The sequence below is a fragment of the Nocardioides sp. InS609-2 genome, from assembly GCF_023208195.1.
In the GTDB taxonomy this organism is placed as follows: domain Bacteria; phylum Actinomycetota; class Actinomycetes; order Propionibacteriales; family Nocardioidaceae; genus Nocardioides.
In genome coordinates, this window is the sequence record NZ_CP060034.1 from 1,226,910 (window position 1) to 1,248,119 (window position 21,210).

The 21,210-nt window shown below is 68.4% G+C and carries 28 protein-coding genes; 25 read left to right on the plus strand and 3 right to left on the minus strand.

Annotation, left to right across the window (positions count from 1 at the left end; all coding sequences use genetic code 11):
• Nucleotides 1–13: 13 nt before the first annotated feature.
• The 9 genes from H4Q84_RS06435 (at nt 14) to H4Q84_RS06475 (ending at nt 6,510) form a co-directional block, all read left to right on the plus strand.
• Nucleotides 14–463 (plus strand): hypothetical protein, encoded by a 450-nt coding sequence (locus H4Q84_RS06435; protein WP_248582574.1) that lies wholly within the window; start codon nt 14–16, stop codon nt 461–463.
• Nucleotides 460–1,281, plus strand: a complete 822-nt coding sequence (locus tag H4Q84_RS06440) for a hypothetical protein (protein WP_248582575.1) — start codon at nt 460–462, stop codon at nt 1,279–1,281. Before H4Q84_RS06435 ends, H4Q84_RS06440 begins: the two co-directional genes overlap by 4 nt.
• Nucleotides 1,278–1,826 (plus strand): RusA family crossover junction endodeoxyribonuclease, encoded by a 549-nt coding sequence (locus tag H4Q84_RS23130; RefSeq protein WP_282580317.1) that lies wholly within the window; start codon nt 1,278–1,280, stop codon nt 1,824–1,826. Before H4Q84_RS06440 ends, H4Q84_RS23130 begins: the two co-directional genes overlap by 4 nt.
• A gap of 5 nt (nt 1,827–1,831) precedes the next feature.
• Nucleotides 1,832–2,116: a WhiB family transcriptional regulator gene (locus H4Q84_RS06450; protein ID WP_248583621.1), complete on the plus strand. Its 285-nt coding sequence runs from the start codon at nt 1,832–1,834 to the stop codon at nt 2,114–2,116.
• Nucleotides 2,113–2,829 (plus strand): Lsr2 family protein, encoded by a 717-nt coding sequence (locus H4Q84_RS06455; protein WP_248582576.1) that lies wholly within the window; start codon nt 2,113–2,115, stop codon nt 2,827–2,829. Before H4Q84_RS06450 ends, H4Q84_RS06455 begins: the two co-directional genes overlap by 4 nt.
• Nucleotides 2,829–3,053: a hypothetical protein gene (locus H4Q84_RS06460; RefSeq protein ID WP_248582577.1), complete on the plus strand. Its 225-nt coding sequence runs from the start codon at nt 2,829–2,831 to the stop codon at nt 3,051–3,053. Before H4Q84_RS06455 ends, H4Q84_RS06460 begins: the two co-directional genes overlap by 1 nt.
• Complete coding sequence (locus H4Q84_RS06465; protein ID WP_248582578.1) at nt 3,050–3,580, plus strand: hypothetical protein; 531 nt, start codon at nt 3,050–3,052, stop codon at nt 3,578–3,580. The genes H4Q84_RS06460 and H4Q84_RS06465 overlap by 4 nt, the downstream gene beginning before the upstream one ends.
• Nucleotides 3,581–3,776: 196 nt before the next feature.
• Nucleotides 3,777–5,414 carry a DnaB-like helicase N-terminal domain-containing protein gene (locus H4Q84_RS06470; protein ID WP_282580318.1) on the plus strand — a complete coding sequence of 546 codons (1,638 nt, stop codon included), beginning with the start codon at nt 3,777–3,779 and terminating at the stop codon, nt 5,412–5,414.
• Between the two features lie 550 nt (nt 5,415–5,964).
• A complete protein-coding gene (locus H4Q84_RS06475) occupies nt 5,965–6,510 on the plus strand; it encodes a hypothetical protein (protein ID WP_248582580.1) in 546 nt (181 codons plus the stop codon).
• Between the two features lies 1 nt (nt 6,511).
• Here the strand turns inward: H4Q84_RS06475 and H4Q84_RS06480 are convergent, their stop codons facing one another.
• Nucleotides 6,512–6,979, minus strand: a complete 468-nt coding sequence (locus H4Q84_RS06480; RefSeq protein WP_248582581.1) for a hypothetical protein — start codon at nt 6,977–6,979, stop codon at nt 6,512–6,514.
• Here H4Q84_RS06480 and H4Q84_RS06485 point away from each other — a divergent pair.
• Genes H4Q84_RS06485 through H4Q84_RS06495 form a run of 3 tightly spaced genes read left to right on the plus strand, consistent with a single transcriptional unit; the run spans nt 6,969 to nt 8,850 of the window.
• Complete coding sequence (locus H4Q84_RS06485) at nt 6,969–7,229, plus strand: hypothetical protein (RefSeq protein ID WP_248582582.1); 261 nt, start codon at nt 6,969–6,971, stop codon at nt 7,227–7,229. The two genes, H4Q84_RS06480 and H4Q84_RS06485, sit on opposite strands and share 11 nt — an antisense overlap.
• Complete coding sequence (locus tag H4Q84_RS06490) at nt 7,226–8,056, plus strand: hypothetical protein (RefSeq protein WP_248582583.1); 831 nt, start codon at nt 7,226–7,228, stop codon at nt 8,054–8,056. Before H4Q84_RS06485 ends, H4Q84_RS06490 begins: the two co-directional genes overlap by 4 nt.
• On the plus strand, nt 8,053–8,850 hold the full coding sequence (locus H4Q84_RS06495; protein ID WP_248582584.1) for a hypothetical protein: 798 nt from the start codon (nt 8,053–8,055) through the stop codon (nt 8,848–8,850). The genes H4Q84_RS06490 and H4Q84_RS06495 overlap by 4 nt, the downstream gene beginning before the upstream one ends.
• 3 nt (nt 8,851–8,853) lie before the next feature.
• Here the strand turns inward: H4Q84_RS06495 and H4Q84_RS06500 are convergent, their stop codons facing one another.
• A complete protein-coding gene (locus tag H4Q84_RS06500) occupies nt 8,854–9,459 on the minus strand; it encodes a hypothetical protein (RefSeq protein ID WP_248582585.1) in 606 nt (201 codons plus the stop codon).
• Between the two features lie 231 nt (nt 9,460–9,690).
• On the opposite strand from H4Q84_RS06500, the gene H4Q84_RS06505 reads away from it, so the two are divergent.
• From H4Q84_RS06505 to H4Q84_RS06525, 5 genes are all read left to right on the plus strand, one after another.
• Entirely contained in the window at nt 9,691–10,128 is a 438-nt protein-coding gene (locus H4Q84_RS06505) for a hypothetical protein (protein WP_248582586.1), read from the plus strand.
• Nucleotides 10,129–10,151: 23 nt separating this feature from the next.
• Nucleotides 10,152–11,675: a phage terminase large subunit gene (gene terL, locus H4Q84_RS06510; RefSeq protein WP_248582587.1), complete on the plus strand. Its 1,524-nt coding sequence runs from the start codon at nt 10,152–10,154 to the stop codon at nt 11,673–11,675.
• A gap of 105 nt (nt 11,676–11,780) precedes the next feature.
• On the plus strand, nt 11,781–13,394 hold the full coding sequence (locus H4Q84_RS06515; protein WP_248582588.1) for a hypothetical protein: 1,614 nt from the start codon (nt 11,781–11,783) through the stop codon (nt 13,392–13,394).
• A gap of 5 nt (nt 13,395–13,399) precedes the next feature.
• On the plus strand, nt 13,400–15,184 hold the full coding sequence (locus H4Q84_RS06520) for a phage minor head protein (protein WP_248582589.1): 1,785 nt from the start codon (nt 13,400–13,402) through the stop codon (nt 15,182–15,184).
• Nucleotides 15,181–15,375: a hypothetical protein gene (locus H4Q84_RS06525; protein WP_248582590.1), complete on the plus strand. Its 195-nt coding sequence runs from the start codon at nt 15,181–15,183 to the stop codon at nt 15,373–15,375. Before H4Q84_RS06520 ends, H4Q84_RS06525 begins: the two co-directional genes overlap by 4 nt.
• A 145-nt stretch (nt 15,376–15,520) precedes the next feature.
• On the opposite strand, the gene H4Q84_RS06530 is transcribed toward H4Q84_RS06525, so the two are convergent.
• Nucleotides 15,521–15,793 (minus strand): hypothetical protein, encoded by a 273-nt coding sequence (locus tag H4Q84_RS06530; protein WP_248582591.1) that lies wholly within the window; start codon nt 15,791–15,793, stop codon nt 15,521–15,523.
• 35 nt (nt 15,794–15,828) lie between these two features.
• Here H4Q84_RS06530 and H4Q84_RS06535 point away from each other — a divergent pair, with 35 nt between their 5' ends.
• From H4Q84_RS06535 to H4Q84_RS06570, 8 genes are all read left to right on the plus strand, one after another.
• Nucleotides 15,829–17,121 carry a hypothetical protein gene (locus tag H4Q84_RS06535; RefSeq protein WP_248582592.1) on the plus strand — a complete coding sequence of 431 codons (1,293 nt, stop codon included), beginning with the start codon at nt 15,829–15,831 and terminating at the stop codon, nt 17,119–17,121.
• Between the two features lies 1 nt (nt 17,122).
• Nucleotides 17,123–17,518, plus strand: coding sequence for a DUF2190 family protein (locus tag H4Q84_RS06540; RefSeq protein WP_248582593.1), 396 nt, complete (start codon nt 17,123–17,125; stop codon nt 17,516–17,518).
• 12 nt (nt 17,519–17,530) lie between these two features.
• Nucleotides 17,531–18,682, plus strand: coding sequence for a hypothetical protein (locus H4Q84_RS06545; RefSeq protein WP_248582594.1), 1,152 nt, complete (start codon nt 17,531–17,533; stop codon nt 18,680–18,682).
• 127 nt (nt 18,683–18,809) lie between these two features.
• On the plus strand, nt 18,810–19,430 hold the full coding sequence (locus H4Q84_RS06550) for an HNH endonuclease (protein WP_248582595.1): 621 nt from the start codon (nt 18,810–18,812) through the stop codon (nt 19,428–19,430).
• A gap of 111 nt (nt 19,431–19,541) precedes the next feature.
• Nucleotides 19,542–19,916 carry a hypothetical protein gene (locus H4Q84_RS06555; protein WP_248582596.1) on the plus strand — a complete coding sequence of 125 codons (375 nt, stop codon included), beginning with the start codon at nt 19,542–19,544 and terminating at the stop codon, nt 19,914–19,916.
• Nucleotides 19,913–20,344, plus strand: a complete 432-nt coding sequence (locus tag H4Q84_RS06560) for a DUF6093 family protein (RefSeq protein WP_248582597.1) — start codon at nt 19,913–19,915, stop codon at nt 20,342–20,344. Before H4Q84_RS06555 ends, H4Q84_RS06560 begins: the two co-directional genes overlap by 4 nt.
• Before the next feature lie 14 nt (nt 20,345–20,358).
• Nucleotides 20,359–20,724 (plus strand): HK97-gp10 family putative phage morphogenesis protein, encoded by a 366-nt coding sequence (locus H4Q84_RS06565; RefSeq protein ID WP_248582598.1) that lies wholly within the window; start codon nt 20,359–20,361, stop codon nt 20,722–20,724.
• Nucleotides 20,724–21,188: a hypothetical protein gene (locus H4Q84_RS06570; RefSeq protein ID WP_248582599.1), complete on the plus strand. Its 465-nt coding sequence runs from the start codon at nt 20,724–20,726 to the stop codon at nt 21,186–21,188. The genes H4Q84_RS06565 and H4Q84_RS06570 overlap by 1 nt, the downstream gene beginning before the upstream one ends.
• The last annotated feature ends 22 nt before the right edge of the window (nt 21,189–21,210 follow it).

Here is a 21,210-nt window from a genome sequence, read left to right on the forward strand (position 1 = left end):
ACGGAACACCCCGATGAACGCTCAGGTCATACCGGTCACCCGCACCGTCTACATCGAGTCGAAGATCCACATCATCGAGTGCGCCGACTGCTCGATCGACTTCGGCATCGGCGACGACTTCATGAAGCGCCGACGCGCCGACCACCAGTCGTTCTACTGCCCCAACGGACACAGCCTGTCCTACAAGGGGCCGAGCGACGCCGAGAAGCGCGCCACCCGAGCCGAGCGTGAGCTCGAGGCCGCCCGGTCGCTAGCTCAGCGTGAGTCCGGCCGCCGTCAGCGTGCTGAGGCCGACGCCCGCACGTCCGACTACAGGGCGCGTGCAGCGAAGGGGCAGCTGACCAAGACGAAGAAGCGCATCGCGGCTGGGGTCTGCCCGTGTTGCCAGCGGACCTTCCAGAATCTCTCGTCCCACATGGCCGGCCAGCACCCGGGCTACGCCGGTGTCGAGGCGACGTCGTGACCACCCTGCCGGGCAGCGACCCGACCCCGACCGACGACCGATGCCCCTACGTGGCCACCGATCCCATCACAACGAGATACCCCCGCGCCGACGACTGGCGATGCGGTCACGACTCTGGCCACTCACAAACGCACACGCTCTACAGCGGAGATGGCGAGCGCGAGCTCTACGCGGGATCGTGGATTCTCCCCGCCGAGCGTGCCGCCGACGCCCGCCTGGTAGCCGACGTCGCGGAGCGCTTCGCCGAGGCCCTGCACCGAGCGATGTGGGGGATCAACGCCATCGAGGGGATGGGTCCGCTCGGCGTCCACCAGCACACCACAGACCCCGTCGAGCATGCAGCGCAGCGCGAGTTCATTCGTCACTGCCTGCGCTACGTAGAGACCACTACTGGCATTGCTGCCGTGCTGGCTGAGTCCGAGCAGGCCCGCACCGATGAAGACGCTGAGATGTCGTGGATGGAGCAGGAGACGCTGCGCCGCATCGAACGGGCCAGAGCGGAGGGCGTCACTTCCGAGCAGGCCCGCACCGATGCTGAGGTAAGCCACTGGAAGAGCCACGCCGAAGAGGCGGGCCGTGGATTCGCTCGCGTATGCCGCGACTACGCCCGCGTGTCTGCGCAAGTACACGAAGCAACTACTCGCGCCGAGTCAGCCGAGGCCCGCACCGAGGTCGCCGTCAGGGAGGCTGCCGAACGCGCGTGGGCCGAGGGGTGGGAGTCGGGTTTTAGCGACCTCGCCGCGCTCGACATCGACCACCCCGCACCGCCGAGTCACGGCAACCCTTACCGCGACTCCCAGCGCCCGGAGTCGTCATGACCCAGCTGTCCGTCACCGAACGCATCGCGTTCATCTGCCACGGCACCCCCATCACCCAAGGCTCCAAAACCCGCAACCGCTACGGCATGCACGACGACAACGCCAAAGTCCTCAAACCCTGGCGCAAGAAAGTCAGAGAGCACGCCGAAGACGCCACCCGCTACGTCGACCCCTTCACCGGGCCCGTCCAGGTGTGGATCAGGTTCACCTTCGACCGGCCCCGCTCCCACTACCGCACCGGCCGCAACGCACACCTCCTCCGCACCGGCGCCCCGAGGTTCCCCACGTTCAAGAACGACATCGACAAGCTGCAACGCGCCGCTTTCGACGCCATGACCGACGCCAAAGTTTGGCTCGACGACGGCCAAGTAGTCGACGTACGCGCACACAAGTTCTACGCCGACGAACACGAACTCGCCCTACCCCGGGCCGGCGTCGCCGTCATCGTCGAAGCCCTCCCCACCCCAGACACCTCCCCAGCTGAGGCGGCCTCCCCCGCCCGCCCAGCTGGGGAGGCCCCCGCCGGACAGGGAGCAGTCCTGTGACCGCAGTGGCCGACGACAGCCCGGTTGACCTCCAGACCGCCTTTCGCTGGGACACCCAACCCTGGGCCGACAACGCTCTCTGCGCATCCACAGACCCCGAAGCCTTCTTCCCCGAAAAGGGCGGACCCACCCGCGAAGCCAAGTCCGTGTGCACCAGGTGCACGGTCGCCGCCGAGTGCCTCGACTGGGCCCTCGAGCACAACGAACGGTTCGGCATCTGGGGCGGACTCTCCGAACGCGAACGCCGCCGCCTTGCCACCTCGTCCAACACCAGTCAGGAAGCGTCATGACCAAGCCCGACGTCACACCCGAACAGCGCCTCACCATCCTCAAGCACCTCGCAGGCGGCAAGGACCTCGATGTCGTCGCGACGATCACGCACCGCGACCGGTCCGAGGTCCTCGACGTCGCGTCGCGCCACGGCTACCCCGACCGCGACAAGCTCGCCTGGGCCGCCGGCATCCTCGAGAAGAAGATCAACGGCGCAGCCGCCCCCACTGAGCACCCCCAGGCCGCCAAGATCCTCGCCCACCAGCAAATCCACACACGTCCTGCCGCCGGTGCCTCGACCCCGCCGGCGGCAGGACCCGCCACGACGACCGTCAGCGAGCACCACACCCTCATCGACCGTGGCAAGCAGCACCCGTCCAAGCGCATCCAGGCCGCGGCCAACAAGGTCCTCGACGACCTGGCCCGACTCCGGACCCTGCTGACCGAGGATCACGAGAAGAACGCCGAGCGCCGAAAGGAGCAGGCTGCCAAGGACGCCGCCCGGGCCGAGGTCACCCGGCTCGAGAAGCAGCTCGCCGACGCCAAGGCCAAGCTGCGCGGCAAACCTGCCGTCCAGAAGCCGGCACCCGGCGGACCCAGCGACGGACCCGCCGCGGCCGACATCCGCGCCTGGGCCGTCGCGAACGACGTCGAGTGCCCCGGTGTCGGCCGCGTGCCCGCCAACGTCCGTGAGGCGTACAACAACGCACACCAGCACGCCGAGGCGTCCTGATGGCCCGCCACGCGAAGACACCCCGCCAACGCGCCGAGGAGCAATTGGCCACCGCGGAGCGCACCGTCAAACGGCTCGGCGCCAAGCGGGACCGTCTCGCCGCCGAGCACGCGACCGCCTGCGTCGAGCACGACCAGGCCGTCGTACGCCGCGACTACCTCGCCACCCACCCCGACCTCGCCAACACCGCACCGAACACCACCTCGACAGGAGACACCGCATGACCACGACCGCCAACATCTCAGCCAAAGGCTGCTCAGGCACCGGCATCACCGAGGACCTCGCCCAGACCCTCCACAACAACCTCGGCAAGAAAGTCCTCGCCGTCGTCGAGCTCGTCGCGGAAGCCCGCCAGAAGAAGCGCAACGGCGACGAGAAGGTCGTGCTGTCCATCCTCACCGTCGAGCCAGCACCCAACGACATGACCGTCGACCACCTCCGCGACCTCGCCCAGCAGTTCTACTACGAACGCCAGCTCGCTGCCGGCGAGCAGACTCTCCCTGGGACTGGTGAGGAGATCGAGCCCAAGGTCTCCGAGGTCATCGCCGCCGGCCAACGACACACCGCCCACCCGTACATCGCCTCCGGCCTCGCCGTCGACAACGGAGCCTGCGACGTCTGCGGCCTCATGGAGGACGCCCCCGTGCACGCCGACCGCAGCAACCTGGCCAACCCGTTCCTCGTCGACGACAACGACGACGGTCTCAGCGAGGACGAAGGCGACCCCGAGCCCGACGACGACGAGACGTAGCCCGCAGACCTGCGGCTGCGGGGTCAAACCCGCCCTACAACTCCATCGCACGGGCAAGGACACCCCACCACGGCTGAACCCCCTTTCGCAGCCCAGGGAGTACCTGCCCCGCAGCCGCACCCCGCACCACCTGCACCACCCGGTAGCCGGGCAACGACGACCAGGCCACCACCACAACGACTCGAGGGCGAACACGTTGACCCACACCGACGACCGACCACCCATCGTCGACGACCCACCCCCGCCCTGGGACGACCCAGAGCCAGAGCCAACCGCGCCCCGAACCCGACCAGAGACCGGACGCACACCACCCCACGACGCCGCGTTCGAAGCCGCCATCCTCGGCGCCGCGATGAACGAACCAGACGCCGTCACCACCTGCGCCAGCATCATCACCGCCGCAGACTTCTACCGCCCCACCCACGAGACCATCTGGCGCACCCTCACCCACCTCCACGGCGCCGGCCAACCCACCACCCCAGCCGCCGTCGTCGCTCACCTCCTCGACACCGGCCAACTCCGAGACTCCAGCCTCGGCCTCTACATCCACGACCTCGCAGCCCAAGCCTTCGACACCGCCGGCTCAGTCGAGTTCTACGCCCACCGCGTCGACTCCCTCGCCCGCCGCCGCCGCGCCATCACCGCCCACGAACGAAACCTCCAACGCCTCTGGTCCCCCGGCGCCGACGCGGACGTCGACCAAGCCCTCAACGACACCGCCGCCGCCATGACCGAAGCCCGCGACAACCTCGCCGGCCTCCCCGTCCCCACCACCTGGACACCCGTCAACCTCGCCCAGGTCCTCGCCGGCGACTACCTCGACCCACCACCCACCATGCTCCGCCGCACCGACGGCATCCCCCTCCTCTACGACGGCGCCGTCCACTCCATCTCCGGCGAATCCGAATCCGGCAAAACCTGGCTCACCCTCATCGCCGCACTACAGCTCGTCCAAGCCGCCCTCAACGTCGTGTTCATCGACTTCGAAGACCGCGCCGACCGCGTCATCGGCCGACTCGTGGCCCTCGGAGCCACCCCCGACCAGATCCGCGACCACTTCTCCTACGTACGCCCAGACAGACCCCTCGACGACGACGGCCGCGCACAACTCGCACCAGCCCTCCACAACGCCTCACTCGTCATCGTCGACGGCGTCACCGAAGCCATGACCATGCACGGCTTCGACCTCAACTCCAACGCCGACTCCGCCCTCTTCCAAGGCCTCATCCCCCGCTGGATCGCCGACCACGGCCCCGCCGTCGTCCTCATCGACCACGTCGTCAAGGACAAGGAGAAGCAAGGCCGCTTCGCCCTCGGCGCCCAACACAAGCTCGCCGGCCTCGACGGAGTCGCCTACATCGTCACCATGATTCAGCCTTTCGCCCGCGGAAAGCGCGGACTCGCCAAGGTCGAGATCGGCAAGGACCGACCAGGCCACGTCCGCGAGCACGCCTTCGGCAAAACCATCGCCGAGTTCACCCTCGACGCATCCGTCTCCGACACCATCCTCACCGCCACCCTCGCACCCCCCGGAGAAGCCTCCGGACGCCGCGGCGAGACCTTCGAACCCACCTACCTCATGGAGAAGATCAGCCGCGCCGTACAGCTCACCCCAGGCCTGTCGAAGAAGGCCATCGAAGACCTCGTCTCCGGCAAGGCAGCCACCAAACGCCTCGCGCTCGAGCTCCTCGTCACCCGCGGCTACATCGGGACCAAGCAGGAGTCACGCGGCCGGGTCAGCCACCACCACATGAAGGCGTACTACCAGTCCGAGGACAGCACCGCTCCCGACGAGCACTCGGCTCTTCACGACCACGAGGAGGAGGCGTCATGACGTCACCCAGCGCATACACGCACACCGAATCCACACCGGACGACCTCGTCCCACCTCGTCCCGCAGGCTCGGTATATCACCAGACGCATACCGACCAGGCGAGCGGGCATCTTCTGCCAGAAACCACCGAAATCCAGCCAAATCGACCTCGTCCCCACCTCGTCCCCACCTCGTCCCCCGATCGGGGACGACCTCAACAGCGACCTCGTCCCTCGTCCCCCTCCCCTCTGGGGGACGAGGTCGCCGAGACGTCCAAAACACACCACACCCCCACCACCAGCTCGTCCCCCGCTACCGGGACGACCTCGAACCACACCCGCCGGCACCAGACCGAACACCTCCTCCTAGCTGCCCAGGTCGCCCGCATCACCGGCGACGGACCCAGCACCCTCGCCCTCCTACTCACCTGCTCGAGGTGCCGGTCGTGAGCGGCCAGCCCAAGACCGTTGAGGACCCCATGAGGCAGTCGGGTGCCAGGTGGTGTGAGAAGCACGACCGGTGGGAGTGCTCGGCCAACAAGCCTGACCACCATGCGTCAGCGGTTCGGGGCATGGCGATGTGTCGGCACCACGTCGGCAAAGCGCTCGACGTGGCCAGGACGCAGGGTGAGGCGAACCTGCTCGCCTGGTCGTCGGCCGCCGCGTCGGGTCGGACGCTGGCGGCCATGGATCCGGGTCAGGTCGTGATGGACCAGCTGCGGGTGGCGGTGCTGCGGGCCGACATCTACGGCGAGCTGCTGCGGTTGCAGGTCGCGGACGAGGACGCATGGGGTCTGGTGGGTCCGACGTACGCCGTGGGTCGTGATGGCGGCGCCCGGGTGGAGACGGGTGAGCGGGTGCGTGGTCTGGCTGCGTTGGAGGCGGAGTGGCGGGATCGGGTGGTGCGGTTCGCGAAGGCGGCGCACGACATGGGGATCGCGGAGCAGCACATCCAGCTCGAGCAGGACAAGGCTCAGTTGGTGACGTCGGCGTTTATGGCTGCGTTGGCGGTGGTGGTGTTGGTGCCGGGTGACCGGGATCTGATGTTGCGGGCGTTTTTGGAGGGGCTGGGGCGTGGGCCGGTCGTGGGTGGCGCACTGGAAGGCGGTGCCTCGTGACCTACGTCTCCGCCTGTTCGCCGGCCGGCGGTTGGACTTCTGCCTCGAGGCGCGTCTTGACCTTTGCCAGCTCGATCCCGGCTTGTCGCGTGGCTCGTCGAGCAATGAAGAGGCTCCCGAGCATGGCCGCGAAGACGAGGAGTTGCACGATCAGAACCCCCTCAGATGGGTCGTCCGCCAGTAGTGACCAGGCGGACATCCCAAGCACCGCGACGGCGAGACAGAGCCCGACAGCGATGGCGATGCTCGCTCGATCGAGCGCCCTACGCACCTCGGGTGTCTCTTCTCGGTGCATGTGGACGAGCAGTTGGATCTCTAGGTGGCGGATGAAGCGCTTCTTGGCGTCTCCGTCGGGGAGTAGCGGAAGCAGTTCCGCGTGGGCCTTCAGGTGCCGTAGCCGTCGCCCGGACCTGCCGGCGAACCAGCCAGCGCTACCAGCGACGCCCAAGACGCCGACCATGAGCGACACGAGTTCCGACCACATGGACGCGACCTGGTTGGAGTTCCACGGCCTCGACCCCGCGCTCGTACTCGGCAAGGCGGGCATGCTGCCGTCCGACATGGGCACCGGGCTCCACGCGACAGCGCGCACCAAGGACGCGACAGGGTGGACCGTCGAGAAGTCCGCCGAGTTCGTCGCGACTGCCGCCGCCATCGGACACATCACTGGCCCCGGGCTGCTGCTGATCCCGAACATCGCGAGAGTGGCGGTCCGATGACAGACGACGTCTTGGACCGGATCGACCAGGCGGTGGCCGGGTGGGAAGTGCGACCGGAGTCGTGGCTGCCCGGCGACCCCCTCCATCCGCACCCGTACACCCAGCCGGCCAACGACGACGGCACCTTCCAGGGCAACTACCCGCGCCCGATGATCCAGGTCCTCGATGACGATCAGTGGTCACGTGCCCGGTGCGAGCCATGCGACGTGTCCTGGTCGGGGATCGGGTCATGCTGGATGTGCGGGCAGTACCGCGAACCCACTAGCCGGGGCCTCGGCGCGGCCGGCGACCAGCGGTTCCTCACTCAGATGCTCGGCTTCGGCGCTGCCGTCCGCGCGGCCGCTGACTTCGAGCATGCGATGAGCAGGTTCGCAGCGGTCTCCGCGGACTACGCGCGCCGAGTCGACGAGATGTTCCTGAGGAGGCTGGACGACGATCCCGTCGCCCGTCACACCAACGCCCCCTGCTTCGTCCTGCCAGCGGTCGCCAACCCCGCGGCCCCGACTATGGCCGAGCTCGAGGCCGGGCAGCCGCTCGGCGAGGTGGTGCTCGGCTTCGACTTCACCCGAGACGCGTCCACCGTGGTCGTCGCCCGCCGCACCACCCGCGGCGGCCTCTTCGTCGAGGACCTGCAGCTCAACACCATCGGCGGGATCCACGAGGAGACCATCGCCCGCCTCGAGCATCAGATGCACCTTGGCACGAAGCACGTTGACGACTTCCGGACTGCCTTCGCCGGCACGCCGCGTCCATGGATGTTCGACAACCCGCGCCCTCTCCCCATCGACGGACACGCCTACCACCGACGCAGGAGGAACCGCCCGTGACCAAGCACCGGCAGCCGATGCAGCTCGCCGACTACGTCCACGAGCTCGCCAACACCCACCACCACGTCGAGACCTACCAAACCCGCTCCCCCACCGGCACAGGTTTCATCGACGCCCGCCACGCCACGACCGTCCCCGCACTCCTCGCCCAGCTCGCCAACAACGACACCCCCTCCGCGACCGTCGAAGAAGGCCCACGACCAGGGTTCGCGTCCAAGCCCGCCGCCCGACTCGACGCCCTCGTCGCGCTCACCGACATCGACCTCGAGATCAACCGGTGGATCCTCGACATCGGCGAACAACCCCGACACCTCGACACCCCCAACGCCCTGCGCCAGCTCCACGGCCTGGCCGCATCCTCTGATGCGCTCACCCGCCGTGGGATCGAACGCGACGTACGACGCTGGTGGACCAGGGCCCGCATCGTGACCGGCTGGGACTCCCCGGCCTGGACCCCAGACAACACCTGCCCGTCTTGTGGTGAGCGCGGCACGCTGCGGATCCGCCTTGCGGACCACATCGGGATGTGCACGGGTCGTGGTGACGAGGAGAAGCGGCGTGAGCCGTGCGGGGCGACGTGGGGCACGCACACGATCGGGCTGTTGGCTGACCACATCCGGGCCGAGTCCGAGTCCGAGTCGCAGCCACGTGTCGGAGCTGGGCCGTGCTGGTGCCCGGTGCCGAAGCCGGTGGTGCCGGACCTGTCTAGGTTGTGCCCAGGGTGCGGGTCCGCGCGGTGCCGGCACGCGTTGGGCGCCAGGTTGCTCGACACGATCCGGGCATCGGCGTCGTGACCGTCAGCGACTAAGAAGCTGCAGGTCCGGTGCAGCGACTACGTTGTGCACGATCGTGATGAGTTGGGCGAACGTCGCGTCTTGACCGTTCATCTGCCACCCGTCGGAACTCATCTCGTCGAGCACGTTGAACGCAGCCTGCCGGCGCGGGTTGTTCGTTTGCCTCTTCCGATTGAAGTGCGCACCACCCCGACGGTTTGCCACGTACATGATCATGTCGTCGCGTCGGATCGGACGTGACTTGCTCACCACGCACACCGCCTCGACGTACTTGCGCAGTGGCATGTCGGCCGGCTGAGCGTCGCTCTCCATGATCGCTCTGATCTCTGTCGTCAGGGCCGCGTCTTCCCAGAGCAGCATCTCTCCGACGAGCATGCCGGTGCCCGTGTCGATCGTGTCCGCAGTAGCGAAAACCAGTCCGCTCCATGTCGGAAAGCGGGCAAGGTCCGAGACCTCGGGAATCATGGGCTGGCCCGGACGGCCCTCAGCCCGCCAGAGTCGGGCGATGTCTCCACCGTTGTCCACGAGCAGTCGGCGCAGTACCACGGCCTCCCTGCGAAGGACGTGCAGATCCATGCCGGTGCGCCAGGTGTCTCGCAGGTGCGCCATGTCGGCCTGGACGATGTCCTTGAGCTCGGCGACCTCTTGCGCGTCTGTATGCCGCCGATGTTCCCCACTCATCCGAGGAGGCTACGCGCCACCCCTGCGATCGGCGAACGCTTGACAGATCGGTATTCGGACGCACACACTCTGCCTTGGCGGGTGAAGTGTCTCCAGACACTCCCCGCCGTTGCCATGCCGGGAATCGTGCTTCGTCGTCAGCTCCGGCATCATGGCCCAGTGATCAGCCTCGCGAGTATCGGCACGGTGTCCACCATCTTCGCCGGAGCAGCTACCACCTGGGTCGGGATCCGCAAGATCACGCAGAAGAGCGAACGTCTGCGCAACCGCATCGAAGCCGACGTGGCGCTGCTCGGCCAGCTCCCTGATGGCAGCGCGGGCCGCAAGGACCTACAGGCTCACATCGACCTTTCCATCAGGGAGTTGGTCAGGGTGCAGCAGCGTCAGCTTGGGGCCAGCTGGGACCCTTACGGACTCATCTGGGCGGCCATCTTCGCCGCGATCGCCGCCGCCTCCGGATTGGTCGCCTTGCGTTCGGACTATCTACTCCCGGCGAAGATCGCTCTGTGGGGGTTCTGTGGGCTGACAGCCGTCTTCACTGCCGTTGCCGTGTCAGTGGCTCACAAGCAGGACGACGACAAGCCCGAATCGGTCTAGCTCGGAGCACATAGGGGGGTGCGATGACCTCCACTGCCCCGGCCGGTGCTGACCTGTGGCTTGACATGATCGCCACCACCCTCGCCCCCGAGCTCCGCAAGCAACCCTGGGCCACGCCGGGTGAGATGGCCCAAGCACTCGACCGGACCACCATCCAGACACCGGCCCTGGAACTGGTCGACCAGCTCCTCGTCAAGGTCGCGACCGGCCTGTGCGAACGCGCGATCATCTCCATGCCGCCACAGGAGGGGAAGTCCGAACGGGCATCACGCCGGTTCCCGCTCTGGGTGCTACACCGCAACCCAAACCTCCGCATCGGCATCGTGTCCTACGGCCACGACGTCGCCAAGCGGTGGGGCCGCCGGATCCGCGACGATCTCCGCGCACACCCCGAGCTCGGCCTCACCCTGTCCCAGTCCTCCCAGCGTCAGGACGAGTTCGAGCTCCTTGGGTACGCCGGCGGCATCGTCTGTGTCGGCATCGAAGGGTCCCTGACCTCGAGGCCGATCGACCTGCTGATCATCGACGACCCGTACAAGGACGCGAAGCAGGCCGACTCGAAGGCGTGGAAGCAGACCGTCGAGAACTTCTGGCGCGAGGTCGCTCTCCCCCGCCTCGCACCCGGTGCACCGGTGGTGTTGATCCAGACCCGGTGGCGCGAGGACGACCTGGCCGGCTGGTTGGCCGCCGAGGGCGACGACTGGGCTGTGCTGAACATCCCGGCGCAGGCCGAGCACGACCCCGAGAAGGGCGAGACCGACGTCCTCGGCCGCGCACCGGGCGAGTTCATGGAGTCCGCCAGGCGTCGTACCCCGGCCGACTGGTTGAAGAAGATCCGCGAGGTCGGGTCGAGGGTCTGGAACGCCCTCTACCAGGGTCGGCCGTCGCCGGCGCAGGGCACGTTCTTCCAGCGCGACTGGTGGCAGGAGTACACCCAGCCGCAGTGGCTCGAACGCGAGGACGGCACGAAGGTCGTCACCGGGTTCGACGACCTCCTTGCGTCCTGGGACATGACGTTCAAGAACACCGAGGGCACCGACTTCGTCGTCGGGCAGGTGTGGGGCCGCCGCGGCATCGACCTGTACCTCCTCGACCAGGTCCGGGCCCGGATGAACTTCCCCGAGACCTGCCGTGCGGTGCGCGAGCTCAACGCCCGCTGGCCGCAGCTCATCCTGAACGTCGTCGAGGACAAGGCCAACGGCCCCGCCGTGATCGCGTCGCTGCGTCGCAGCGTCCCCGGGCTCGTGCCCGAGGAACCCCAAGGCGGCAAGGAAGCCCGCGCGGCAGCGGTGTCCCCGATCGTCGAGGGCCGCAACGTGCACCTCCCCTCCCCCGAGATCGCACCCTGGGTCGGCGGGTTCATCGACGAGCACGCCACGTTCCCGACCGGCGCCCACGACGACCAGGTCGACACGAGCACCCAGGCCATGAACCGCCTCATCCTGCAGCCCTTGCTCGCTGGTCGTGACCTCGGTGACGGCACGGGCATCGTGACCATGGACGACCTCGACGACGAGATCGCCGGCTTCGGCTCCTACATCCCCTGACCGATCCCGCGCACTGGGTGCGGGCTGGCCTCCAAAGCCGGCCTTGCCAGGTCCGATCCCTGGGCGGGGTGCCACGTTGCGTGATTCTCGACCAGATGTGAGGCGGTGACCCCGATGACCGGCTTCACCACCACCCCCACCAGCCTCGTCGCCGAAGCCCAGCAGCTCCGCACCGAGCTCCGTGCCGAGCAGGAGACCAACCTGCTTCTCAACGAGTCCATGGCTGACTTGGCCCTTGCGCTCGAGGACAAGGGCTGGCTCGACATCGCCTCCGCGGTGCACCGCGACTTCACCCCCGAGGCCCGCAAGGCGATGACCACCCTGTGCCGCACCATGGTCGTGGCCAACCCGCTCCTCAAGCGCGGCGTCATCGTCCGCATCGGTTACATCTGGGGTCAAGGTGTGCAGGTCCGGGCCCGTGCCGCCGGCGACGAGGAGCCCCAGGACGTCAACACGGTCGTGCAGGCCTTCTGGGACGCGAACACGAAGACCCTCACCGGTGATGAGGCCCACGACCAGCTCGAGCGGGGTTGCGCCACCGACGGCAACGTCTACATCGCCTGCTTCACCAACCCCTTGACCGGTGCCGTGCAGACTCGTACGGCCCTGACCGAGGAAGTCGTCGACATCATCAACAACCCCGACGACCGGGACGACCCGTGGTTCTACGTCCGCCACATCCCTCAGCAGGTCGTCGAACCGGCGTACTCGTCGGGAACCCGCGTCCGGCAGCAGGTCCAGAAGGTTGCCCACCCGGCACTCGGGTACCGGCCCGTGCAGCGACCCAAGACCCTGAACGGTATGCCGATCCGGTGGGACGCACCGATCAAGCACGTCAAGGTCAACCCCGTCCCCGGGTGGCGGTTCGGTGTCCCCGACGTCTACGCCTCCCTGGCCTGGGCGCGCGCGTACAAGGACTTCCTCGTCGACTGGGCGCAGCTGACCAGGTCCCTGTCGAAGTACGCGTGGCAGGCCACCGGCGGCACCAAGTCCCGGGCGCAGAAGATGGCCACCGAGATCGCCCGCAACAACGGTGGCAGCGTCGGTGCGATCCCACCGGTCGGTGTCGCCCCCACCCCGGCTGGTCAGGCAGCGGTGGGTTCCGGCGACATCCGCCTCGAGGCGATCTCGAAGTCCGGGGCGACCATCGACGCGAACTCCGGGAAGCCGCTCGCCGGGATGGCCGCCGCCGGTCTCGGGCTTCCCGTCACGATGCTCCTCGCGGACCCCGGCATCACTGGTGCCCGGGCCGTGGCCGAGACCCTGGACCTTCCGACCGTGCTCGAGATGGGGATGCGGCGGCTGCTGTGGCAGGCCGCGCTCACCGAGATCCTCGAGTACGTCCTCGACCAGGCGGTCCTCGCACCCCGCGGCCTGCTGAAGGGCACCCTGACGCGGGACGAGTGGGGCCAGTTCTCGGTCACCCTGACCGGTGAGGTCGAGAAAACGCTGGACTGGGAGTGGCCGCCTCTGGTCGACATCGACCCGGTCGAGCTGATCAAGGCCATCGTTGAGGCCGAGGGCACCAGGGTCGGGCAGGCTGTCCCGCTCGTGTTGCTGCGTCTTCTCCTGAACGCGCTTGGTGTGAAGGACGTGGACGAGGTCCTCGAGACGGTCCAAGACGACGAGGGCCGGTTCATCGACCCCCGTGCCACCGCCGGCCAGGTCGCCGTCGACGCATTCAACCGTGGCGATGACCCCTTCGACGCCACGAGCTGACGGTCGTGGCTGCCAGCGAGGAGACCATCCGCCTCCAACGCCAGCTCCGTATTTCGGTCGACGCCGTCGTGGCCGACGAGATCCGCGATCTGACGCGCGCATGGGCGACGGCGTGGGACGAGATCGGCCGCGACCTGAACACCGCGCTCGTCGACGCCCTCACCGCCGGCCAGGTCACCCGCGCACAGATGCTCAAGGCGGAGCGACTCAAGAAGGCGCTGTCCACCATCGGGACCCGCCTCGAGGACCTCTCCCAGAACGCCGGCGTACGGATTCTCGGGGACCTCCGAGGCGTCATCGACACTGCCGGGTCGGCGCAGGCCTCCATCATCGACTCGCAGCTCCCCCGCAATGCCTCGCAGATGGTCGACCTCGACGCCTGGTCTCGGGTCGACCCACGCCAGGTCGACGCGATCGTGCGGCGCAGCACCCAGCAGATCACCTCCACGCTCCGCCCCCTGTCGGGCAAGGCGTACGACGTCGTGCAGCGCGAGCTCATCCGGTCGGTGGCCTCCGGGTCCAACCCCAAGGTGGCAGCGCGCCGCATGATCCAGCGCGCCGAGCAGGGCTTCAACGGTGGTCTCACCCGGGCCATGGTGGTGTCGCGCACGGAGATCATCGACGCGCACCGCACCGCGGCCGCCGTTGGCCAGGCACCCCATGCCGACGTGCTGGCTGGGTGGACCTGGGTGGCGTCGCTGACACCGCGCACCTGCCCGGCCTGTCTTGGCAAGCACGGCGAGGTCTTCCCCCTGACCGAGCCCGGCCCGCTCGGCCACCAGCAATGCCGCTGCTCCCGTGTCCCGACCACGAAGTCCTGGGCCGACCTCGGCTTCGACGGAATCACCGAGCCGCCGTCGCTCATCCCCGACGCCGACGCGTTCTTCGCACGCCTCTCCCCGGCCGAGAAGTACGACCTCCTCGGCCAGGACCGCTACCGCGCCTGGGCCGGCGGGAAGTACCCCCGCTCCGAGTGGGCGGCACGCCGCACGAGCACCGGGTGGCGCGACTCGTTCGTGCCATCGAAGCCGCCGGCCACACCGCGCATGACTCCGAGCGCCGGCCCTGCCGTACCGCCGCCCGGCTGGGACATGGGCCCGATCCTCGGAACCGTCGAGCAGCAGATCTACCAGAAGGCCCGCCCCCTCCAGGTCGGCCCGGACCTGCGCACCGTCGACCAGAACACCGCCAACCACTGGCACACCTACGTGCCCGACACCGAGGACCGCACCACCGCGCTCCTGCAGTACTGGAAGCCCACCGAGGACCTGGTCAAGCAGATCGCCGCCGACATCACCGCCAGTTCCGTCCGTTCTCGCGCGACCAGCGGGAAGATCGGGACGACCTACCGGGCCTTCGAGGGCATGCGGTCCTCGGGAATCGCTGACGGCGGCTACTCCCTGGACGACTTCAAGACCGACCTGACCGCGGCGGCCGAACGCCTCCTCGCCCGCGAAGTCGAAGACGTCGGCCTCGTCTACCGCGGGTTGAACCTCCCGACACGGTTCCCAATCGACACCGACGAGGGCCGGCGCGCCGCCGTCGCGGTCGTGCAGCTCGAGGACTGGTGGCACGTCTCGGCCACGACCCTCCCCGATGTCGCGAAGGTCTACGCCCGAGGCAGCGGGACACGGGTGCTGCTCCGCATCGACGGCGCCGCCGGGATCGTGCTCAGCTCGATGGGCCGCATGGCACCGAGCACCGAGATCTTGCTCAGCGGCGGCTTCGACGTTGAGCGGTACGATGCCGTTGGCAGTGTGCTCACGATCTACGGGAGGTGGCGTCCATGACGACTGACCCCCTGAGCCTGCCCCCCGGCCCGAAGCGCCGTGCGGCGATGGACGCCATCGGCATGAACGTCAGCCTCGCGGACTTCACCGCCGCCGAGCGGGCAGAGATCGCGGCCGAGTCGGCCCGCGAGGAAGAGTCGTTCGAGAAGAACTCGCGCCCGATCAGCGACTTGTACCGCGTCGAGTCATAGCTTCGGGCGGTTCGGGTTCGCTGACCCGGACGGCTCGTAGCTGATCGCTCCGCACCGCCGGCACGTTGAGACCATCTCCGCGCTGCGCGATCCGATGATCACCTCTTCGAGTACCCAGATGTGCTCGAAGCAGTCCGCATCGTCATCAGCCCCCATTGGTGACCCCGCCTGACGGCCCGGGGTGCCCCTCAACCGCCTGGTTCGGCAGCGCGCCCGGCGCGGGGTCAGCGGCCGACCCCAGGTCCGACGCCTTCCCAGGGCAATCGGGGTTCGGGCAGAAGTCCTGCGCGACGACTGTCGCCAGCACTTCGTCACCGCCCGGCACCACGTCCACGACACCGGACTCGAGTTCGTGTCCGCAGTACTCGCAGTGCGTCGGCCACTCCGGCTCTTCGACGTTCCCCATCTCCTCGTTCATCCGCCGAACGCTACCCGTGACCGGGAGGTCCCGCCATGCCCAAGCAGCTCCGCGAAACCGCCGCGATCACCGAGAAGGCGGCCGCCGAGGCCAAGAACACCGGTCTCCTCCCCATCCAGTTCATCTCAGCAGGCTGGGGCTCCAGCGGGTACTACTCACCCCAGGTCATCGAGCAGGCCGCGACTGACCAGGTCATCCCTGCCGGCACCCACATGTACGCCGATCACCCGACCGACGCAGAGGACGCCGAGCGCCCCGTCCGGTCGGTCAAAGACATCATGGCCGTCACCGTGGGCGAGTCACGCCTCGCCACCCAGGCCGACGTCACGGCCTGGGGCGCCGACCTCGGCGCCCTTGTCGGTGAAGCTCGCGTCGTCCCGCAGTGGCAGCCGCTGCTCGAGGCTGTTCGCGACCAGATCGGCACTTCCATCCGCGGGTCAGCCACAGACATCGTCGAGGGCGAGGCCGAGGGACGCCGCGGCGGCATCATCGAGGGCCTCGTCGCCCCAGTGCTGTCCGTCGACTTCGTGACCCGGGCCGGCCGTGGCGGGAAGGTCCTCTCCGTCATGGAGTCCGCGGCCGCCAACCGACGCGCCATCGGCCACGGCATTGCTGAGGCCACCGTGAACGACACCCGCGAAGCGCTGCAGACCGTGCTCCGCGACGAGTACGGCGGCGACAAGACCTACGTGTGGGTCCGCGACTTCGACGAGTCGAGTGTCTGGTTCGAGATCGAGTCCGAGGACGACAACGGCGTGTTCGGCCAGACCTACACCGCCTCCACCACCGACGGCGTCTCGCTGTCCGGAGACCGCACCGAGGTGCAGGTCAAGACCACCTACGTCTCGGTCACCCGACCGGACAGCAACACCCCAACCGCCACGGAGTCCGAGGAGGACAACATGGGCAAGATCCAGGTCGAGGAGTCGGTGCACACCGACGCCCTCGCAAAGGCCGGTCGGGTGGACGCTCTCGTCAGCGAGAACGCCGCCCTCAAGGCCGAGCGCGACAAGCTGCAGGAGAGCGACGCCGCGCGCATCCGCCGCGACGCCGGCCGGAAGATCATCGAGGACTCCGAGGGTGTCTTCGACGAGCTGCAGGCCCGCGGCTTGCTGGCCGACCTGCCCGTCACCGAGTCGGGCGTGCTCGACGTCGACGCCTTCACCACGACCGTCGCCGAGGCGGCCGCGAAGCAGAAGGTCGCGGCCGGTGCCGGCGGCATCACGTCGTTCGGTCAGACGACCGACACGGCCAACTCCACCACCGAGTCCTCCGCGCCGACCCGCACCGCCTGGGGCCGGACGCTGACCGAGCAGAAGGGAGCCTGACATGGCGACCAACGAAAAGTTCCGCGCCGGCGACAAGGTCTCCCTTCCGGTCCTCGCCGGGAAGAAGGCCGGCGACCCGGTCCGTGTCGGCAGCCTCAACGGTGTCTGCGCCACCGACCGCGCCAAGGTCGACGTCGCACCCACCAACGCCGACGGCACGCTCAGCACGTCGTACAACTACGGCGGCGGCAACCCCACCGGGAACGCATCGGTCTGGCTCGACGGTGGCCACGAGTTCACCGTCGCCTTCGCCGTGGCCAACGTCGGTGACCCGGTCTACATCCTCGCCGACGGCACTGCCCTCACCGGCACCGCGACCGGCAACAACCTGTACGGCCACGCCCTGACCACCAAGGCCGCGCCCAGCGGGCCCCTGACCGTTCGCATCGCGAACTGATCGGAGATCGACATGACGATCGAACTGCTCTCCGGGGCCGCCGCGGTCGAGGCCGCGTCAGACTCCGACCTCTCGGGGACCCTCAACCCCCGCGCCTTCCGCATCGGGGAGGCGAGCACCAGCCGTGCCCGCAAGGCCCTGGCCGAGGCGTTCGCCAACCAGTGGGGTGCCGACGTGCGCCTTGCTGAGGCGTTCTCCACCAGCGACTTCAAGCTTGCTGCCGCGGCCGAGCTCGACAAGGAGATGCTTGCGCAGTACGACGAGCTCCCCACCGTTTGGGACCAATACACGGATGCCACCACTGTCCGTGACTTCCGGCCCAAGCGGCTTGTGTCGAGGTGGCGCTCCACCGTCGGCATGCAGCGGGTCCCCGAGCTCACGGAGTACCCGGCCGACGACCGTCGCGGCGCAAACGAGTACGCGATCGCGGTGGCTAAGTATGGCCGCCGGTTCGCCATCTCGTGGGAGGCGTGGAAGAACAACGAGGCCATCGACGAGCTCGAGGAACTCCCGGGCGAGCTGGCCCGCCAGGCCCGGGAGACCGAGATGATCGCTGCGGCGTCCAACCTGCTGCTGGTCAACGCCCTGACCAGCATCGCGACGGACGTCAACACCGACTTCTTCAAGGCCGGCAACAACAACGTTCCCACGGCGTTGCCCCTCACCCGGGACAACCTCAAGCTGGTGTGGGACGGCATGGCCACGAAGAAGGACCCGCAGTCGAAGAAGGTCATCGCGCGACCGGAGATGGTGCTGGTCGTCCCGAAGGCCCTCGAGGCGACGGTCCTGTCGATCACCAACCCGACGGTGATCCGCAAGACCTCGGGCACCACGCAGACCGAGGAGAGCAACGAGTTCTCGAAGCTCTCCTACGTGGTCGATCCGATGCTCGACTACCTCAACACCCACGCGAACGCGGCCACCACCTGGTTCCTCGTGCCGAAGCCGAAGAGCTCGCGGCCCGCACTGTGGGTCGCCAAGCTCGCCGGGCACGAGCAGCCCGACCTGCGCGTCAAGGCCGACACCGGCCGCAAGATCGGCGGCGGCGACATCTCCGCACTTGAGGGGTCGTTCGAGATCGACGACATTCAGTACAGAGGTCGTCATATCGTCGGGAATCAGCAGGGGGATCCCCTGTTCACGTACGTCTCTCGGGGCGCGTGATCCTGACCTGAGGGGTGGGTTTCGACCTGCCCCTCAGGTGCTCCGATCGAGTAGAATCGGAGCACGAAAGACCCCCGCACCGCTTGCCGGCGGCCGGGGGCGTGGCCCACTCGGATGAGGAGTGAACATGGACGAGCGTATCTGCTCGAAGTGCGGTGTTTCCAAGCCCGAGACGTCGGAATTCTTCGGCAAGCGAGGCAACGCCGCACGCGGCGGCCTCCGGCCTGATTGCAAGGCTTGCGTCTCGGAGAGCAACCGCCGCTACCGCGAGGCCAACGGGGAACGCATCCGTGGACAGAAGGCGGCCCATCGGGCTGCCAATCCCGAAGCGTCCAGGAGCCGCGAGGCTGCCTACATGTCCACACCAGAGGGCAGGGCTACTCGGTATCGAAACTCGGCCAAGTGGAACCGGTCTTCTGAGGGCAGGTTGTTCTACGCCATCACCCAGCTCCGGCGCCGCGCTGAGGCCTCCGGGCTGCTGGCCAACTTCACCGCGGACGACTGGCACCGCTGTCTAGAACTCTTCGAGGATGCCTGCGCCTACTGCGGGGCGACCGAGACGCTCACCCAAGAGCACGTGATCCCGGACAGCAAGGGCGGCCCGTACACCGCCACGAACGTCGTCGTGGCCTGTCGTCCCTGCAACACCAGCAAGCACGACTCCGATATGGAGACCTGGTTCCGGTCCCAGACCTTCTTCACACCTGTACGTCTGGCGCGCATCGTGGCGCACGTCAACGGCGCCTGACCGAGGGCACGACCCAGTTGAACTGCCCAGTGGGGCGAGGGGTGCGTCAGACGCCCCTTGCCCCACCGGGTCAGCACCACAACTCCACAGCCGCACCCCAGGGAGGCCGTCATGGCGATCGACTACACGACTCCCGCCGGCCAGGTGCGGTTGTTGATCAACGACACCCAGGCCGACCAGGTCTTCGGCGACGACGAGATCACGGCCTACCTCGCGCTCGAGTCTGGGAGCGTGAAGCGGGCGGCCGCTCAGGCGCTCGACACGATTGCCGACGACGAGGCGCTGACCTCGAAGGCCATCCGTACCCAGGACCTGGCCACCGACGGCCCGAAGACCGCGGACTCTCTGCGCAAGCGCGCCGCTGCGCTCCGTGCACAGGCCGACCAGGTCGACGAGGACGCTGACGAGGGGTTCTTCCAGATCGTCGACGTCGTCGGTTGCGGCGGGTTCGGGCCTGAGCTGACCGAGCGGCCGGGCTGGCTGTGAAGCGTCACCACACCGGGTCCGGGCGCCGGGCCGTGATCCCGGACGACTGGGCCGCGCATCACGCTCCGGTCGCCGAGGGCACCATGCTCGACGGCACCATCGCCCTCCGCGAGCCCGGCACCGTGCAGACCTGGTCCGACGAGCTCGAGCGGAACGTGGCCACACCCAAGACCCCGTACTTCACCGGTGGCTGCCGCATCCAGGCACTCACCGGGCAGGCCCGCGTGATCGCCGTGGCCGAGGACGACGAGACGATCGCCGACTACCTCATCACCGTGCCCCGTGACGTCGAGCCCCTCGAGGGCCATCTCGCCCGCGTCACCGCTGTCGACGACGCCGTCCTGATCAACCGCACCCTCCGCGTCGAGCGGGTGGTGCGAGGCACCCAGCGCTTCGAGCGCGACATCTTCTGCACCCTCGCCGACTGACCAGGAGGCCAGCCATGACCGTCGCCCTCGACGTGTCCGAGCTCCGCGCCCTGGGCTTCCGCCTGCAGGCCGCCTCCGGCACCATCGGCGCCCTCACCGCGGCAGCCGTCCGCAAGACCGCCTTCGACATCGAGGCCGACGCCAAGGCCCTCGCCCCGGTCGACACCGGCAACCTCAAGAACTCGATCACCACCACCCTCACCGGTGATGGCCGCACCGGCAGCATGAGCGCCGAGATCGGCCCCACCGCGGAGTACGGCGTCTTCCAGGAGTACGGCACCAGCACCCAGCCCGGCAAGGCGTACATGGGCCCCGCGTTCGACCGCCGCGCGCCCGGCCTCGATGCCGCGATCGGGCAGATCCTCGACGGCCTGATCTGATGCCGGTCTCGCGCCGGGCCTTGGGCGACGCAGTCGCCTCACGCGGCCTCACGATCACCAACGCGACCGGCTACTACGGCAAGGTCGGCCGGCTCCTTCCCGGCGCACCCGCCGACACCCCGACCGACCCGCCTGTCGACGAAGTGCTCGGTGTCCTCCCGTACTTCGTGGTCTACCCCGGCACAGGCGGAGACGGCCCCGACGCCAACCTCGGCGACGAGTCCATCGACACCACCCAGCTCATCCAGATCACCGCCGTCGCCTCCGACGCCCAGGACCTCCTCGCCCTGGTCGACCGCATCGAGGCCGCGTTCAACCGCTGGACCCCGATCGTCGCCGGCCACGTCTGCGGCCGCCTCCGCAAGCCCCCCGGCTTCGACCCCGGCCAGCCGATCCCCGACCGGCAGAACTTGCCCGTACGCCTCTTCGTGCCCCTGCAGTACCAGCTCGACGCCACCACCTGATCCTCCTCGGCGGCCGCCGAGG